General features: G+C 34.4%; 18 protein-coding genes. 16 read left to right on the forward strand and 2 right to left on the reverse strand.

Translation table 11 applies throughout. From position 1 onward, the window contains the following. Window positions 1-33 precede the first annotated feature (33 nt). Genes ACUL40_RS02095 through ACUL40_RS02110 form a run of 4 tightly spaced genes read left to right on the forward strand, consistent with a single transcriptional unit; the run spans window position 34 to window position 3,355 of the window. Window positions 34-1,695: a peptide ABC transporter substrate-binding protein gene (locus ACUL40_RS02095; RefSeq protein ID WP_000824276.1), complete on the forward strand. Its 1,662-nt coding sequence runs from the start codon at window positions 34-36 to the stop codon at window positions 1,693-1,695. A 59-nt stretch (window positions 1,696-1,754) separates the two neighbouring features. Further along, window positions 1,755-2,171: a FosBx1 family fosfomycin resistance bacillithiol transferase gene (gene fosB, locus ACUL40_RS02100; RefSeq protein WP_000943769.1), complete on the forward strand. Its 417-nt coding sequence runs from the start codon at window positions 1,755-1,757 to the stop codon at window positions 2,169-2,171. Window positions 2,172-2,184: 13 nt separating this feature from the next. Further along, entirely contained in the window at window positions 2,185-2,730 is a 546-nt protein-coding gene (locus tag ACUL40_RS02105; protein ID WP_445422899.1) for a short-chain dehydrogenase, read from the forward strand. Window positions 2,731-2,743: 13 nt separating this feature from the next. After that, window positions 2,744-3,355, forward strand: a complete 612-nt coding sequence (locus ACUL40_RS02110; RefSeq protein ID WP_445422898.1) for a phosphoserine phosphatase 1 — start codon at window positions 2,744-2,746, stop codon at window positions 3,353-3,355. A 45-nt stretch (window positions 3,356-3,400) separates the two neighbouring features. On the opposite strand, the gene exsB is transcribed toward ACUL40_RS02110, so the two are convergent. Further along, window positions 3,401-3,961 carry an exosporium protein ExsB gene (exsB, locus tag ACUL40_RS02115; RefSeq protein ID WP_000817482.1) on the reverse strand — a complete coding sequence of 187 codons (561 nt, stop codon included), beginning with the start codon at window positions 3,959-3,961 and terminating at the stop codon, window positions 3,401-3,403. Window positions 3,962-4,142: 181 nt separating this feature from the next. On the opposite strand from exsB, the gene cotH reads away from it, so the two are divergent. The 8 genes from cotH to ACUL40_RS02155 all read left to right on the forward strand — a co-directional run bounded on the left by cotH (window position 4,143) and on the right by ACUL40_RS02155 (window position 11,993). Continuing rightward, the gene (gene cotH / locus ACUL40_RS02120; protein ID WP_000938001.1) at window positions 4,143-5,219 is read left to right on the forward strand and encodes a spore coat protein CotH; all 1,077 of its coding nucleotides are present in this window, start codon (window positions 4,143-4,145) and stop codon (window positions 5,217-5,219) included. A gap of 104 nt (window positions 5,220-5,323) precedes the next feature. Continuing rightward, entirely contained in the window at window positions 5,324-5,941 is a 618-nt protein-coding gene (locus ACUL40_RS02125) for an NUDIX hydrolase N-terminal domain-containing protein (RefSeq protein WP_065223559.1), read from the forward strand. 104 nt (window positions 5,942-6,045) lie between these two features. Then, complete coding sequence (locus ACUL40_RS02130) at window positions 6,046-6,648, forward strand: DedA family protein (protein WP_000880691.1); 603 nt, start codon at window positions 6,046-6,048, stop codon at window positions 6,646-6,648. Between the two features lie 97 nt (window positions 6,649-6,745). Then, window positions 6,746-8,125 (forward strand): putative polysaccharide biosynthesis protein, encoded by a 1,380-nt coding sequence (locus tag ACUL40_RS02135; RefSeq protein WP_445422897.1) that lies wholly within the window; start codon window positions 6,746-6,748, stop codon window positions 8,123-8,125. Between the two features lie 332 nt (window positions 8,126-8,457). Further along, the gene (locus tag ACUL40_RS02140) at window positions 8,458-9,399 is read left to right on the forward strand and encodes a magnesium transporter CorA family protein (protein WP_000932389.1); all 942 of its coding nucleotides are present in this window, start codon (window positions 8,458-8,460) and stop codon (window positions 9,397-9,399) included. A 198-nt stretch (window positions 9,400-9,597) separates the two neighbouring features. Continuing rightward, window positions 9,598-10,494 (forward strand): permease, encoded by an 897-nt coding sequence (locus tag ACUL40_RS02145; protein ID WP_000418716.1) that lies wholly within the window; start codon window positions 9,598-9,600, stop codon window positions 10,492-10,494. 3 nt (window positions 10,495-10,497) lie between these two features. Then, window positions 10,498-11,367 carry a TIGR03943 family putative permease subunit gene (locus ACUL40_RS02150; RefSeq protein WP_000488043.1) on the forward strand — a complete coding sequence of 290 codons (870 nt, stop codon included), beginning with the start codon at window positions 10,498-10,500 and terminating at the stop codon, window positions 11,365-11,367. Between the two features lie 119 nt (window positions 11,368-11,486). Further along, window positions 11,487-11,993 carry an acyl-CoA thioesterase gene (locus ACUL40_RS02155; RefSeq protein WP_000141164.1) on the forward strand — a complete coding sequence of 169 codons (507 nt, stop codon included), beginning with the start codon at window positions 11,487-11,489 and terminating at the stop codon, window positions 11,991-11,993. Between the two features lie 126 nt (window positions 11,994-12,119). Here the strand turns inward: ACUL40_RS02155 and ACUL40_RS02160 are convergent, their stop codons facing one another. After that, window positions 12,120-12,206: a YjcZ family sporulation protein gene (locus tag ACUL40_RS02160; RefSeq protein WP_000505094.1), complete on the reverse strand. Its 87-nt coding sequence runs from the start codon at window positions 12,204-12,206 to the stop codon at window positions 12,120-12,122. Between the two features lie 160 nt (window positions 12,207-12,366). Here ACUL40_RS02160 and cls point away from each other — a divergent pair, with 160 nt between their 5' ends. From cls to ACUL40_RS02180, 4 genes are all read left to right on the forward strand, one after another. Further along, the gene (gene cls, locus ACUL40_RS02165; protein WP_002023919.1) at window positions 12,367-13,551 is read left to right on the forward strand and encodes a cardiolipin synthase; all 1,185 of its coding nucleotides are present in this window, start codon (window positions 12,367-12,369) and stop codon (window positions 13,549-13,551) included. A gap of 31 nt (window positions 13,552-13,582) precedes the next feature. Next, window positions 13,583-14,041: a spore coat protein gene (locus tag ACUL40_RS02170; RefSeq protein WP_000340527.1), complete on the forward strand. Its 459-nt coding sequence runs from the start codon at window positions 13,583-13,585 to the stop codon at window positions 14,039-14,041. A 225-nt stretch (window positions 14,042-14,266) separates the two neighbouring features. Next, the gene (locus ACUL40_RS02175) at window positions 14,267-14,446 is read left to right on the forward strand and encodes a hypothetical protein (RefSeq protein ID WP_001045960.1); all 180 of its coding nucleotides are present in this window, start codon (window positions 14,267-14,269) and stop codon (window positions 14,444-14,446) included. A 101-nt stretch (window positions 14,447-14,547) separates the two neighbouring features. Beyond that, entirely contained in the window at window positions 14,548-15,171 is a 624-nt protein-coding gene (locus tag ACUL40_RS02180; RefSeq protein ID WP_065211644.1) for an NAD(P)-dependent oxidoreductase, read from the forward strand. Window positions 15,172-15,176 lie beyond the last annotated feature (5 nt).

Below are 15,176 nucleotides of genomic sequence, written 5' to 3' on the forward strand. Positions count from 1 at the left end.
TTAACTTATACATATAGATTGGGGGAAGGAAGAATGAAGAGAAAGACAACAACAATTGCTGCACTTGCGTTAACGACGAGTGTATTGGTTGCAGGATGTGGGAATGGTGAGAAGGCTTCGACAACGAAGAAAGAATCGAATAAGGGAATGGCCGATAAACAAGTTTTAAATTTGCTAGAAACAGCTGAAATTCCTTCAATGGATACATCTAAATCAACAGATTCTGTATCTTTCCGTGTATTTGTAAATGCAATGGAAGGTTTATATCGTCTAGATAAAGATAATAAACCAACACCAGGTATGGCAAAAGATGTGAAGATTAGTGAAGATAAAAAGACATATACATTTGAATTACGTGATGCGAAATGGTCAAATGGTGATCCAGTTCGAGCACAAGATTTTGTATATGCATGGCAACGTACATTAGATAAAGCATTAGCGGCAGAATATGCATTCATTTTATTTGATGTGAAAAATGCACAGAAAGTAAATAAAGGTGAATTACCAGCAGATCAATTGGGTGTTAAAGCGAAGGATGATAAAACGTTGGTAGTAGAATTAGAGCAACCAGCACCTTATTTTCTTGAGCTTACGTCGTTCCCTACATTTTTCCCATTAAATGAAAAATATGTGAAAGAGCAAGGAGATAAATACGGATTAGAAGCAGATAAATTATTATATAATGGACCATTTACAATGAGTCAATGGAAACATGAACAAAATTATCAGTTGAAGAAAAATCCTAATTATTGGGATAAAGATACTGTAAAATTAGACGAAATTAATGTAAGTATTGTGAAGGAAACAAGCACGGGAGTAAATTTATATGATAGTGATCAAGCAGATCGAGTTATTTTAACTTCTGAATTTGTTGATAAATATAAAAAGAATAAGCCAGATGAATTTAAAACGAAGTTAGATCCACGCATATATTTCTTGCGTTTTAACCAAAAAAATGCAACATTTAAAAACCAAAAAGTACGTGAAGCGATTGATTTAGCATACGATAAAAAAGGAATTGCTGATGTCATTTTAAATGACGGTTCATTGCCAGCATATTTCTTAGTACCTGAAAAATTCACGACAGGTCCGGATGGAAAAGATTTCCGCTCTGTAAATAAAAACTTCCGTGATAGTAAAGATAATGCAGAGAAAGCAAAAAAATTATGGGAAGAAGCGAAGAAAGAGCTTGGTCAAGATACAATTACCGTTGAATTACTAAACGATGATAACGGTAGCCGTAAAAAAGTAGGCGACTTTATTAAGGAAGAACTAGAGAAAAACTTGCCTGGTATTAAAGTAAATTTGAAACAGCAACCATACAAGCAGAAGCTAGATTTAGAAAAGAAATTCCAATACGAATTCTCATTATCTGCATGGAGCCCTGATTATCCAGATCCAATGACTTATATTGATATGTTTGTTACTGGAAGCTCATTTAATGAAATGGATTATTCTAATCCGAAGTATGATGATTTAGTAGCGAAATCAAAAGGAGAGCTATTAAAAGATGATAAAGCACGCTGGAATGCACTTGCGGAAGCTGAAAAAATCTTAATTGGTCAAGACGCAGCAATTTCTCCTACGTACCAACAAAGTACAGCTTATTTAGAGAAGCCGTTTGTAAAAGGCATTGCTAACCATACGTTTGGCGGGGACTTCAGTTATAAATGGGCATATATTACAAAAAAATAGTATAATGAAAGGTGAGTGAATTTTCGCTCATCTTTTATTTGTATAAGGAGGAATTATAGTTGTTAAGGGGAATCAATCATATTTGTTTTTCGGTATCTAATTTAGAAAACTCTATTATGTTTTATGAAAAAGTATTAGAAGGAGAATTATTAGTTAAAGGAAGAAAATTGGCTTATTTTAACATATGTGGAGTATGGATAGCGCTTAATGAAGAGACGCATATTCCGAGAAATGAGATTCATCAATCTTATACGCACATTGCATTTTCTGTTGAACAAGAAGACTTTAAATGTCTAATACAGCGATTAGAAGAAAATGATGTTCATATTTTACAAGGAAGAGAACGTGATGTAAGAGATTGCGAATCTATATACTTTGTTGATCCTGACGGTCATAAATTTGAGTTTCACTCAGGGACACTGCAAGACCGTTTAAATTATTATAGAGATGAGAAACCTCATATGACATTTTATTAGGGAGGGATAACATTTGCATGCACTTGTAATTGGTGGAACAGGAATGCTAAAGAAAGTTTCTATGTGGCTTTGTGAGAAAGGATTTTATGTTTCTATTATCGGGCGAGATGAAGTGAAATTAGAAAATGTTAAGCGAATGAGTTCTGCACCAGAAAATATTACATGCCTTTCGTTAGATTATCATAATGATGAAGATGTAAAGCTAGCTATTAAAAGTACAATTAAGAAAAATGGCCCAATCACATTAGTTGTTACATGGGTACACACAAGTGCAAAGCATGTACTATCAAATATTTGTAAAGAACTAGATTTGTCGTCTAAAACATATAGTTTATTTCATATTTTAGGTAGTAAAGCATCACGTATGCCTGCACAAAAAATAGGGAGTACGCGATGTATTTATCATAGAATTATTTTAGGTTTTATTTTAGAAGGTACATATGGAAGATGGCTTATTCATGAAGAGATAGCTGATGGAGTTATAAAAGGGATTGAAAGTAAACGAGCGGAGTGGATTGTAGGGAGAGTTGAACCGTGGGAATTACGACCAACATGGTGAGGGGGAGTAAGAAATGAAAACAACTATATATGTATCAAGGCATGGTGAAACAGAGTGGAATGTAGCGAAGCGAATGCAGGGACGGAAAAATTCTGCTTTAACTGAAAATGGTATAGTTCAGGCGAAACAATTAGGGAATCGAATGAAAGATTTACCAATCCATGCGATCTATAGTAGTCCGAGCGAAAGAACACTTCATACGGCAGAGTTAATAAAGGGGGAACGTGATATACCGATTATAGCGGATGAGCATTTCTATGAAATCAACATGGGTATATGGGAAGGACAAACAATCGCGGATATAGAAAAGCAATTTCCAGAAGAAGTACATCTGTTTTGGAATGAGCCACATCTTTTTCAGTCAACATCAGGCGAAAATTTTGAGGCCGTTTATGAAAGAGTAATTGAAGGGATGCAGCTTCTTTTAGAGAAGCATAAAGGACAAAACATATTGATTGTTTCTCATGCGGCAGCAGCAAAATTACTTGTAGGGCATTTCGCGGGAATTGAAATAGAAAATGTGTGGGATGATCCATTTATGCATAGTGCCAGTTTGAGCATAATAGAATTTGAAGAGGGTATTGGTAAAGTGAAACAATTTGCAGATATAAGTCACTTTCAATAAATGTAAAAAAGGCCGCAAAACGGCCTTTTTTGGGTGGTATAAAAACTAGCAGTTACGTTTTTTATACCAGAAGTGATCAAATTTCTTATTTTTGCAAGATGGGAATTTATGTCCGCCTTTGCAATCATTCCATTTGTGTCCGCTATCGTGACAGTCTTTACCATGATCACATGAATCATCGCAAGAGCCACCGTGTCCGTGAGGGAAGAACTCGCATTTTTTACAGTAACATCGTTTAGTCCAGTAAAATTTCTTTTCAAAGCGTACACATTTTGTAACGAATGTACAATGTTTTCTACGCGTACGTTTTGTAACTAAAACGCATTCTTTTCTACGCGTTACTTTCGTAACGAACGTCCATTTTTGAACGCGTACGCGAGTACATTTCGTAACAAATGTCCATTTTTTTACATGAGTACATTTTGTAACGAAAGTACAATGTTTCACACGAGTACATCTTGTTCTTGGGCAATTACAATCATCGCTACATTCAACTTTTGAAGAGCAATCATCATCGCATTCAAAAGTACTTGGATCTTGGTGTAAGAAATCCTCCATCCCAGCACTTTTGATTTCTTCAACAGCTTTTCTAATATCACGTTTCATAGAAATCCTCCTTATCATGTATTAAAGTGAAAAGGTATTCTTTTTCCTTAACATGATATGTATGTAGGCATCTTTCTGAACAGGACAAGAGTGTAATTTTATATAAATAGATGATTGCGGATGTATGGACAAGACAAGGCGCATACATTGAATGAAGAGAACTGAGAAGGGATGAGAAAACATGCTGCCTTCATATGATTTTTTTGTTCATCCAATGTACTTAGTGGAATTGAAAAAGGACATTTGGTCAGATAGTCCAGTGCCAGCAAAATTAACTTATGGAAAAAAGAAGTATGATATTGATATCGTATACCGAGGAGCTCATATTCGCGAATTTGAGAAAAAGTCTTATCATGTTATGTTTTATAAGCCTAAAAAATTTCAAGGTGCGAAAGAGTTTCATTTGAATTCGGAGTTTATGGATCCGTCTCTCATACGAAATAAATTATCTTTAGATTTTTTTCATGATATTGGTGTACTTTCGCCAAAATCACAACATGTATTTATAAAAATTAATGGTCAAATTCAAGGTGTGTATTTACAGTTAGAATCGGTTGATGAAAATTTTTTGAAAAATAGAGGATTACCGAGTGGTTCTATTTATTATGCGATAGATGATGATGCGAATTTTTCATTGATGAGTGAACGGGATAAAGATGTTAAGACAGAGCTCTTTGCGGGTTATGAATTTAAATATTCGAATAAAAATAGTGAAGAACAACTGAGTGAATTTGTATTTCAAGCGAATACTTTGACGAGGGAAGCCTATGAAAAAGAAATTGGGAAGTTTCTACATGTAGATAAATATTTACGATGGTTAGCAGGAGTTATTTTTACGCAAAACTTTGATGGTTTCGTTCATAACTATGCACTATATCATAACGATGAAACAAATTTATTTGAAGTTATACCGTGGGATTATGATGCGACTTGGGGGCGAGATGTACAAGGGAGACCACTTAATCATGAATATATTCGCATTCAAGGGTATAATACGTTAAGTGCAAGATTGCTAGACATACCTGTATTTAGAAAGCAGTATCGAAGTATTTTGGAAGAAATATTAGAAAATCAATTCACAGTTTCGTTTATGAGGCCGAAAGTAGAAGGGTTGTGTGAATTGATTCGCCCATATTTACTACAAGATCCATACATGAAAGAAAAATTAGAAACATTTGATCAAGAGGCTGATATGATTTATGAATATATAAATAAAAGAAGAAAGTATATACAAGACCACTTACATGAATTAGATTAATTTTGAAAGAGATTGAAACGTTATCAATCTCTTTTTTTTGTATAATAAAGATGTATCAATAAAAATGAAGTAATATATTTGATAGAGAATGGGGATGCGGATATATGACGATTAAATGGATTGATTGGGTAAAACAAATACAATCTATAGCTCAAGCGGGTTTAACGTATTCTAAGGATGTGTATGATATTGAGCGTTTCCAGCAATTACGAGATATTTCTATTTCAATGATGTCACATTACACGAAAACAGATTGGGAAGTCGTAGAGAAATTATTTGCAAGTGAGACAGGCTATCAAACACCTAAAGTTGATATAAGAGCGGTTGTTTTTCAAAATGAAAAGTTATTATTTGTGAAAGAAAAAAGCGATGGGAAATGGGCATTGCCAGGTGGATGGGCTGATGTCGGTTACACGCCAACCGAAGTTGCAGCAAAAGAAGTTTTCGAAGAGACTGGTTATGAGGTAGGTCATTTTAAGTTACTAGCTATATTTGATAAAGAAAAACATCAACCATCTCCATCGGCGACGCATGTATATAAGATTTTCATTGGATGCGAGATTATTGGTGGAGAAAAGAAAACTAGTATTGAAACAGAAGAGGTGGAGTTTTTTGGTGAAAATGAATTGCCTAATTTATCAATTGCTAGAAATACAGAAGACCAAATTAAAGAGATGTTTGCCTACATGAAAGACCCGCAGAAAGAGAAATTAATAGATTAATCCTGCTTGAATTGTACATATTGTTAAAATGAAGATATTGGCAGATTGCAGCCTTTATGTAATAATGGGATGGTATGTGAAGAAAAAAGGAGATAAAAAAGAACATGTTAGCAAACATAATAGATCAGTTATTGCAATTTTTTGCAAGCTTAGGTTACTTTGGAGTAGCTCTTGCTTTAATGATTGAAGTAATCCCGAGTGAAATTGTACTTTCGTATGCTGGCTTTTTAGTAGCGAATGGTAAAATTAGTTTTGTAGGTGCAGTTATCGCCGGAACGATTGGTGGTACTTTAGCGCAAATCTTTTTATACTGGCTTGGATACTACGGAGGGCGTCCGGTTGTAGAGAAATATGGGAAATATCTACTTATTAATAAACATCATTTAGACATAGCGGAAGGTTGGTTTAAGCGTTATGGAGCAGGCGTAATATTTTCTGCGCGCTTTATCCCAGTAGTACGTCATGCGATCTCTATTCCAGCAGGACTAGCTAAGATGCCATTAAAACTATTTACACTTTATACGGTTGTAGCGATCATTCCATGGTCAATTCTATTTATATACTTAGGTGAAAAACTTGGTGGGAATTGGCGACAAATTAAAGAGTATGCATCTGATTACACACATTACATAATTATAGGAGCTGTTCTTTTTATTGCTCTATACTTTGGTTTAAAGTATTTCAAAAAGAAAAAAGCAGCGCGTTAAAGTCAATGATTTTTCATTGGCTTTTTTTGTTTGTTTCGGTTCTAAAGAAAAGGAGTTGTCCATAATGTGTAATAATAAAGCGTAGCGGAGGAATGTGATGAAAGGGTCACCGTTTATACGTGGAACGATATTTTTAACGATGGCAACGATGATATCAAAAATGTTAGGGTTTATATATGTTATACCATTTACAGCGATGGTCGGTACGAGTGGTTACGTTCTATACACATATGCATATCGTCCTTATACCATCATGCTCAGTATAGCAACAATGGGATTACCGCTAGCTGTTTCAAAGATGGTATCAAAATATGATCAACTGAATGATTATCATACGGTTAAGAGAGTGTTGAAAAGTGGAATCGTGTTTATGTTTATAATGGGAGTCATTTCGTGTTTTACGTTATATATGCTAGCTCCGCATTTAGCTAAACTTGTCATCGATGGGAATGATCAAACGGGGAATAGTGTAGGAGCGGTTACTACTAATATTCGAATTGTAAGTTTTGCGTTACTACTTGTGCCAGTAATGAGTTTATTAAGGGGCTTCTTTCAAGGATTCCAATCGATGGGGCCTTCTGCATTAAGTGTAGTTGTAGAGCAATTTTTTCGGGTTTTAACCATTTTAATAGGAAGCTTTGTCGTTTTATATGTTTTAAAAGCTTCTGTTTCGCTAGCGGTTGGTATTTCAACGTTCGGTGCATTTATGGGAGCTGTAGGTGGATTAACTGTTTTAAGTGCGTATTATATAAGAAGGAGAAGGCACTTAAAGAAAAAAGAGATGGAAAGTATACCACAAACAACGAAATCTTTTTTCTCATTGTATAAGGAGCTCTTTACATATTCTATTCCTTTTGTTGTGGTGGGCTTAGCAATTCCGTTGTATCAGACGATTGATACATTTACAATTAATAAACTACTTATACAAATAGGGTATATGCAAGGAGAAGCGGAAAAAATTAATGCGATAATTGGTCTTGTTCAAATGGTTGTACTTATCCCGGTATCCGTTGCGACAGCTTTTAGTATGTCTCTCGTACCAGAGATGACGAAAGCTTATACAGCAGGAAATACGAAGCTATTGTACAAACATTTTACGAGAACAAATGTATTAGTAGTAGCAATTACGGTACCGGCGGCAATTGGAATGATGGTGTTAGCCAAACCTGTATATACTCTTTTATTCGGTGCTGGAAATGATCCAGAGATGGGGAGAATCATTTTACAGTATTATGCTCCTGCTTGCATACTATTTTCTCTTTTTACAGTAACGGCTGCTATGCTACAAGGAATCAATCAACAGCAGAAGACGGTGCTAGGACTAGTGATTGGAATTATTGTGAAGATAGTTTTAAATATTGTATTGCTTCCGTATTTCGATTATGTAAGTTTTATCATTTCAACATACGCGGGCTATACGATTTCAGTCGGGTTTAACTTGTGGATGCTTTCTAAATATGTTATAAAGGCAACATAAGCTTTTAAGGCAGAGAGCACTCTGTCTTTTTCTATGTTTATCCCGCTTTAACGGGCAGTGAGACCCTCACCGCACAATTCAGCGAAAGAAAAGAAGTTTGGTTGGGGGCGGATAACCCGTAAAAGCCCGATTTGTAAGGGCTAATAATTAGTGAGGATGAAGCCCGCCACTGATTAAAGTTTCACTTTATAATATTTTTCTTATAAAAACGTTTTCAAAATAATTTTTCTATTGAAATTTAAACGTATGTTTCATATGCTGAGAATGGCGGTTTAAAAACTGTGATTTAAGAGAGGTAGATTCCTACATGTAAAAAGAATCGGGGTGATAGTATGTTAAATATATATTTAACAGACCGAAACGGAAAACTACAAGAGATTGAGGAAATGCAAAAGGGGTGCTGGATTAATGTACTTCATCCAACAGAAGAAGAAATTCAATATCTAGTACAAACTTTAAATGTAGACTTAGATTTCATTAAAGACCCTTTGGATGATGAAGAACGCTCTCGTATTGAAAAGGAAGACAATAATACTTTAATTATCGTGGATATTCCGACAGTTAGACATGATGAAGAAGGAAATTCGATTTATGACACGATTCCAATAGGTATGATTGTGATGCCGGATTGTTTTGTTACAATCTGCTTAGAAGAGAATCCAATTTTTGAACGTTTTATTAATCAACGTATTAAAGAATTTTATACGTTTAAGAAGACGCGCTTTGCACTTCAGCTCTTATATACGATTTCTACTTATTATTTAAGATACTTAAAGCAAATAAATCGAAAAACAATTGATTTAGAGCATCAATTAAATCAGTCAATGAAAAATAAAGAGATTTTCACATTGTTAGGCCTTGAGAAAAGTTTAGTATACTTTACAACGTCATTAAAGGCTAATAAAATTGTAATTCAAAAGTTAATGCGTAATAGTACATTTTTAAAAATGTATGAAGACGATCAAGATTTATTAGAAGATGTATTAATTGAAAATAAACAGGCTATTGAAATGGCGGAAATATATAGTCACATTTTAAGTGGAATGATGAATACTTTTAGCTCCGTTATATCAAATAATTTAAATAGTGTTATGAAACTGTTAACGTCAATTACGATCATTTTATCTTTACCGACGATGGTTTCTAGTTTCTTTGGAATGAACGTAAAGGTTCCGTTTGAAGGGGAAGCCCACGGTTTTGTAATTGTACTCATCATATGTGTAACACTATCTTTCACGTTAGCTTTTGTTTTTTGGAAGAAACGTTACTTTTAACGATAAGAAAGCTGCTCTAGCATAGTTATATAACTACGCTAGAGCAGCTTTTTTGCTATGAAATCTCAAATTTTGAATAGAATATAACTTGTACAATGTAATGTATATAAAGGGTATGTATGCCATATAAACCTTGTTCAATTAATGAAATGGGGTTAAAATTACATATTGTTAATGAAAAGTTGGAGGAAATACATCATGGAATTGTTTCAATTACCGAAAGCATTCCTGCAAATGAATACAATTTTTATCTCCATATTGATCGAAGCACTTCCTTTCGTGCTCATTGGTGTATTTATTTCAGGATTCATTCAAATGTTCGTGACAGAAGATATGGTGGCAAAATGGATGCCGAAGAACCGATTTCTGTCTGTTTTATTAGCTACTTTTTTAGGTATGTTGTTTCCAGGTTGTGAATGTGGAATTGTTCCGATTGTAAGACGATTAATTGGAAAAGGCGTTCCACCATACGCAGGGATTGCATTTATGTTAACTGGACCTATTATTAATCCAGTTGTATTATTTGCTACTTATGTTGCCTTTGGGAGTAGTATGCACATGGTATGGTATCGTTCTATTGTAGCGATTATCGTAGCCATTATCGTTGGAATTATATTATCCTTTATGTTTAAAGAACATCAATTAAGAGATGATCACTTCCCAGAAGTGAATAATAAGCGTCCACTGCGTAAAAAAATGTGGGATGTATGTACACACGCTGTTGAGGAATTCTTCTCAATGGGAAAATATTTAGTACTAGGTGCGTTAATTGCAGCAGCGGTACAAACGTTTGTACAAACTTCAACACTTCTTGCTATTGGACAAGGTCCGTTTTCTTCATCAGCTGTTATGATGGGACTTGCTTATATATTATCACTTTGTTCAGAGGCAGATGCATTTATCGCTTCTTCGTTCCAAAGTACGTTTTCAACAGCTTCACTTGTCGCGTTCCTCGTTTACGGACCGATGGTGGATATTAAAAATATGTTTATGATGCTTGCGACATTTAAAACTAAATTTGTAATTGTTGTTATAGTTACAGTTACTCTTGTTGTTTATGCAAGCTCACTACTCATTTATGCGATGGGGTGGTAGGTTATGTTTCGAGCATATATATTATTAGGTTTTACAATATTAATTGCGCAGCTTCATATTTCCGGTAACATTACGAAGTATATCAATATGAAGTATGCCTATTTATCAACAACAGCAGCAATTATTTTAGGTTTCTTAACGATTATACAAATTATCGTCGTTTTCCAAAAAGAGCACCAAAAGGAAAAAGAGAAAAATGATTGCAGTTGTGACCATAGCCATTGCGGGCATGATCATTCAAAAGATGAGAATACATGGTGGAAAAAAGCATTTTCGTACTCCTTGTTTTGTTTTCCAATTATCTCAGGGTTATTTTTCCCAATTGCGACGTTAGATTCGGATATTGTTAAAGCGAAAGGATTTCACTTTCCTGTTGCACAAGCAGAAAGTAAGGATCCATTTATGACAAGACAATTTCTAAGACCTGATACGAGCATTTATTACGGGAAAGAAGGATACCGTGGTGTAATGGAAAAAGGGAAGAAAGAGTTTGTTACGAAAGACAATATTAATTTGAAAGATGAAGACTTCCTAAAGGGTATGGAAACAATTTATAATTATCCTGGCGAGTTTACTGGGAAAAAATTATCTTTTAAAGGGTTTGTTTTTAGGGATGATTCTTCTAAAAAAGAACAATACTTCTTATTCCGTTTCGGTATTATACATTGCGTAGCAGATTCTGGTGTGTATGGTATGTTAGTGAAAAAGCCAGAAGGCGTAGAGTGGAATAATGATGACTGGATTCAAGTAGAAGGAGAGATAACTACTGAGTTTTATCAGCCGTTTCATGCGAATATTCCTGTATTAGAAGTAACAAAATGGAATAAAGTTGAACAGCCGAAAGAACAATATGTATTTAGAGGAGCCGATTGATAAAATCGGTTCTTTTTTGTGGACTAAAAGTTCTGAATGTTGTTAATATTAAACGTGTAGTTCATTTAGTATAGTGATTATTGAAATATTAGGGATAAATCATTAAAGGGGTGATAACAATGACAGAAGTAAAGGGGAAAACAGCCAATGAGTCAAGGGTGTTCAAAACGAGCCGAGTATTCCCAACAGATTTAAATGATCATAACACGCTATTTGGTGGGAAGATATTAGCGGAGATGGATATGGTTGCTTCTATTTCAGCATCCAGACATTCGAGAAAGGAATGTGTCACAGCATCTATGGACTGGGTCGATTTCTTACATCCTGTTCGTTCTTCAGATTGTGTTAGTTATGAATCTTTCGTAATTTGGACGGGAAGAACTTCGATGGAAGTGTTTGTGAAGGTAGTAGCTGAAGATTTAATTTCAGGTGAGAAGCGTATAGCGGCAACGTCATTCGTTACTTTTGTTGCACTTAGTAAGGAAAATAATCCAGTTCCAGTACCGCGTGTTATCCCTGAAACAGAAGAAGAGAAAGAATTACATCGTATTGCTGTGTTACGTGCAGAACAGCGTCATATACGTAAGGCAGAGAGTAAGAAAGTAGCCACATTGTTAACCTTTTGAGATGAATATTTAGCCATTTAAGTTACTATAGCAGTCGGAAATGGTTTTAAAATGAAAAGCGGACACCTAAAAATAGGTGTCCGCTTTTATAGTTTTTTCATCCACATATCATATGACAGTAGCTACTTAGCAGAAGCAAGCAGCACCGACGATGATTAAGAGGATAAATAATACGACTAATAGCGCAAATCCATTACCATGTGCGAAGCCCATTGTTATTTCCTCCTTTTATTTTAAGATACAACATACAATATGCAAATGAGCTATTGTTTGATATGGACATATATCATGCAATGACATATTTTCTTGAATGATAATGTAATAAAAAAGGGAAGATATAGAAATAACAGTAAGTGGAGAAAGGAATTTATCCATGAAGCACTTTTTCGCTATAATCCTTTGTTTAATAGGTGTATTCATTTGGATGAACATCGATGTGGAAATGGGGAAGGAAATGGCTAGTGAATATGAATTAGGACAAGTTCGATTAGGTGAATTTCAATTATATACGAACGGTGAAGAGTTATATAGAAAATTATTTGAGGATATAAACGATGCAGAAAAGTATATATATATCCATTTTTATATTGTAGGAAAAGATGAAATAAGCCAAGAGTTTTTACAGTTATTAGAGAAAAAAGCATCTAGCGGAGTAGAAGTGAAATTGTCAGTCGATCGGATAGGTGGATATAAGCTGAAGAAAAAGGTAATTAGCCGATTAAAGGAAAACGGTGTGAAGTTTACATTTAGTAAAAAACCGAAACTGAAAAATGTGTTCTATTCTTTGCATCAACGGAATCATAGACGTATTGTTACGATAGATGGAAAGGTATCATACGTCGGTGGTTTTAATATCGGAAAGGAGTACCTTGGACAAAATCCAAAGTTTGGGCCATGGCGTGATTATCACGTGCGCATCCATGGTGAGGGTGCAGCGGATATGGAAAGAAAGTTCGCCGAAGATTGGAAAGAAGATACAGGAGAAAAAATGCCTATACATGAAAGTATACCTACATTAGGGAATGTGAAATATCAATATTTATTTTCAAATGGAAAAGGCTTATGGGAAAAGTATGGAGCACTTTTAAAAAAGGCTAAAAAGTCTTTAATTATCGCTACACCATATTTTGTACCAAGTAAAGAAATGGTGAAAGAGTTAAAAGCTGCATTAAATCGTGGTGTTAATGTGAAAATTCTCGTGCCATTTAAAAGTGATGCCATATTGTTAAAACAAGCTGCCTATCCATATTTGAAAGATATGTTACATGCTGGAGCGGAGATTTATCAATATCGAAATGGATTTTTTCATGGGAAAGTAACAATTATTGATGGAGAAATTGTTGATATTGGGACAGCGAATTTTGATAATAGAAGTTTTTATTTAAATTGTGAGTCTAACTGTATCATATATGATAAAACAGTTGTTGATGAAGTATGGAGTCGATTACAGGTAGACTTTCATAAATCAAAACGATTTTCTGAAGAAGATTTTGAGAAAATTAGTAGATGGGATTGGTTTTTAGCGAGAATAGCGAATGTTTTAGCATCATATTTATAGTATATGGACAAAAGAGAAGGGAGGCGCTTTAATGGACTGTATGAAAGAATTAATGAAATATAGTTATATGCTAATATACAAGGTTGGAGAGTATGCTGGAAAGGTCAGAGACGAAGAATTAAAAAATCTATTACAGCACCATTTACCATATATGTTACAAGCATATAATGAACAAGTAAATTTTCAAGAAGGAGAGAATGTGCAGCATATAACCTGTGAAACAATGGAGTTTGATTTGCATGAAATGGGAAAGGAAACAGTTAGTAAATATACAGGGGATATTCATATTGCAACCAGTTATATTGCGCATTTGAAACGATTAGCTTTAAAGTTTGCTCAAGTTGCAGTGGAAGTTGCTAACCCAGAGTTTCGCTCATTTTTGGAAAATTGTTTCCTGAAAATGAACCGTTACGCTTATAGTGTGTGGCAATATGTTATGAAGAAGGAATATAAGATTACACATCTGTATGAAAATGAAAAGTTTGCATGAGAAACTAAGGCGAAATGGTATGCGCCTTAGTTTTTTTACGTCCATTGAGAGAAAAAACTAGTTTTATTGTGTATCGATTGGAAATGAAATATATAAATTAAAATTAGGTTTTGTTATCGGAAAATTTACAAAAATTTACCGTATATTTACTGTTTTTCAATCTCTCCTTTAAAAATAGAGAGTAATATGAGGTTGTACATATTCTATCACAAGGAGGAAACGCAAATGAACAAATGGGTTAAATCATTAACTGCTATGGCACTTGCAAGTTCTTTATTAATGGTAGGTTGTAGTAAAGGTGAGGACAAGAAGAAAGAAGACGACACAACAACACAACAAGAGGACAAAAAGGATAAAGAAACAAGCGGAACCGAGAAGTCTACTGATTCTAAAGAAAAGAAATAAAGTAATAATAAAGCTTCCTCTTATATATGAGGAAGTTTTTTTGTTGTAAATTGACTGAGATTATTGAAAAATAGAAAGAGAATGAAAGAGGGGGAAAACAAATGAAAGTATGTATATTGGGAGCAACAGGACGAGTAGGTTCAAACATAATTAATTTAGCATTAAAGGATTCAGCTGAAGTGACTGCATTAGCGCGTGATTTAAATAGAATAGAAATACAACATGAAAGGTTAAGAGTGATAGAAGGGAATGTATTGAACGAAAATGATATAAAGAAAGCGATAGAAGGAAGTGATATAGTAATTAGTGCACTTGGAACGGATCAAAATGGAACATTAGCGAAGAGTATGCCACAAATTATAAAGAAAATGGAGGAATATGGGATTCGCAGGATCATAACAATAGGAACAGCTGGTATTTTACAAGCAAGAACAGATCTAAATTTATATCGTTTTCAATCAACGGAATCAAAAAGGAAAACGACAACGGCAGCGGAAGATCATTTGGCTGCATATAAGGTACTAAGTAATAGTAATAATTTATGTTGGACAGTTGTTTGTCCGACACATTTAATAGATGGTGAGGCGACAGAGGTATATCGAACTGAAAAAGATATATTGCCAGAGGGTGGATCAAAAATTACAGTGGGTGATACAGCACACTTTGCATGGGATCTATGTAAGAAAAATATATATGAAAATAGTCGAGTAGGTATTGCATATTAAAAAAC

Source organism: Bacillus sp. KNSH39, assembly GCF_052656585.1.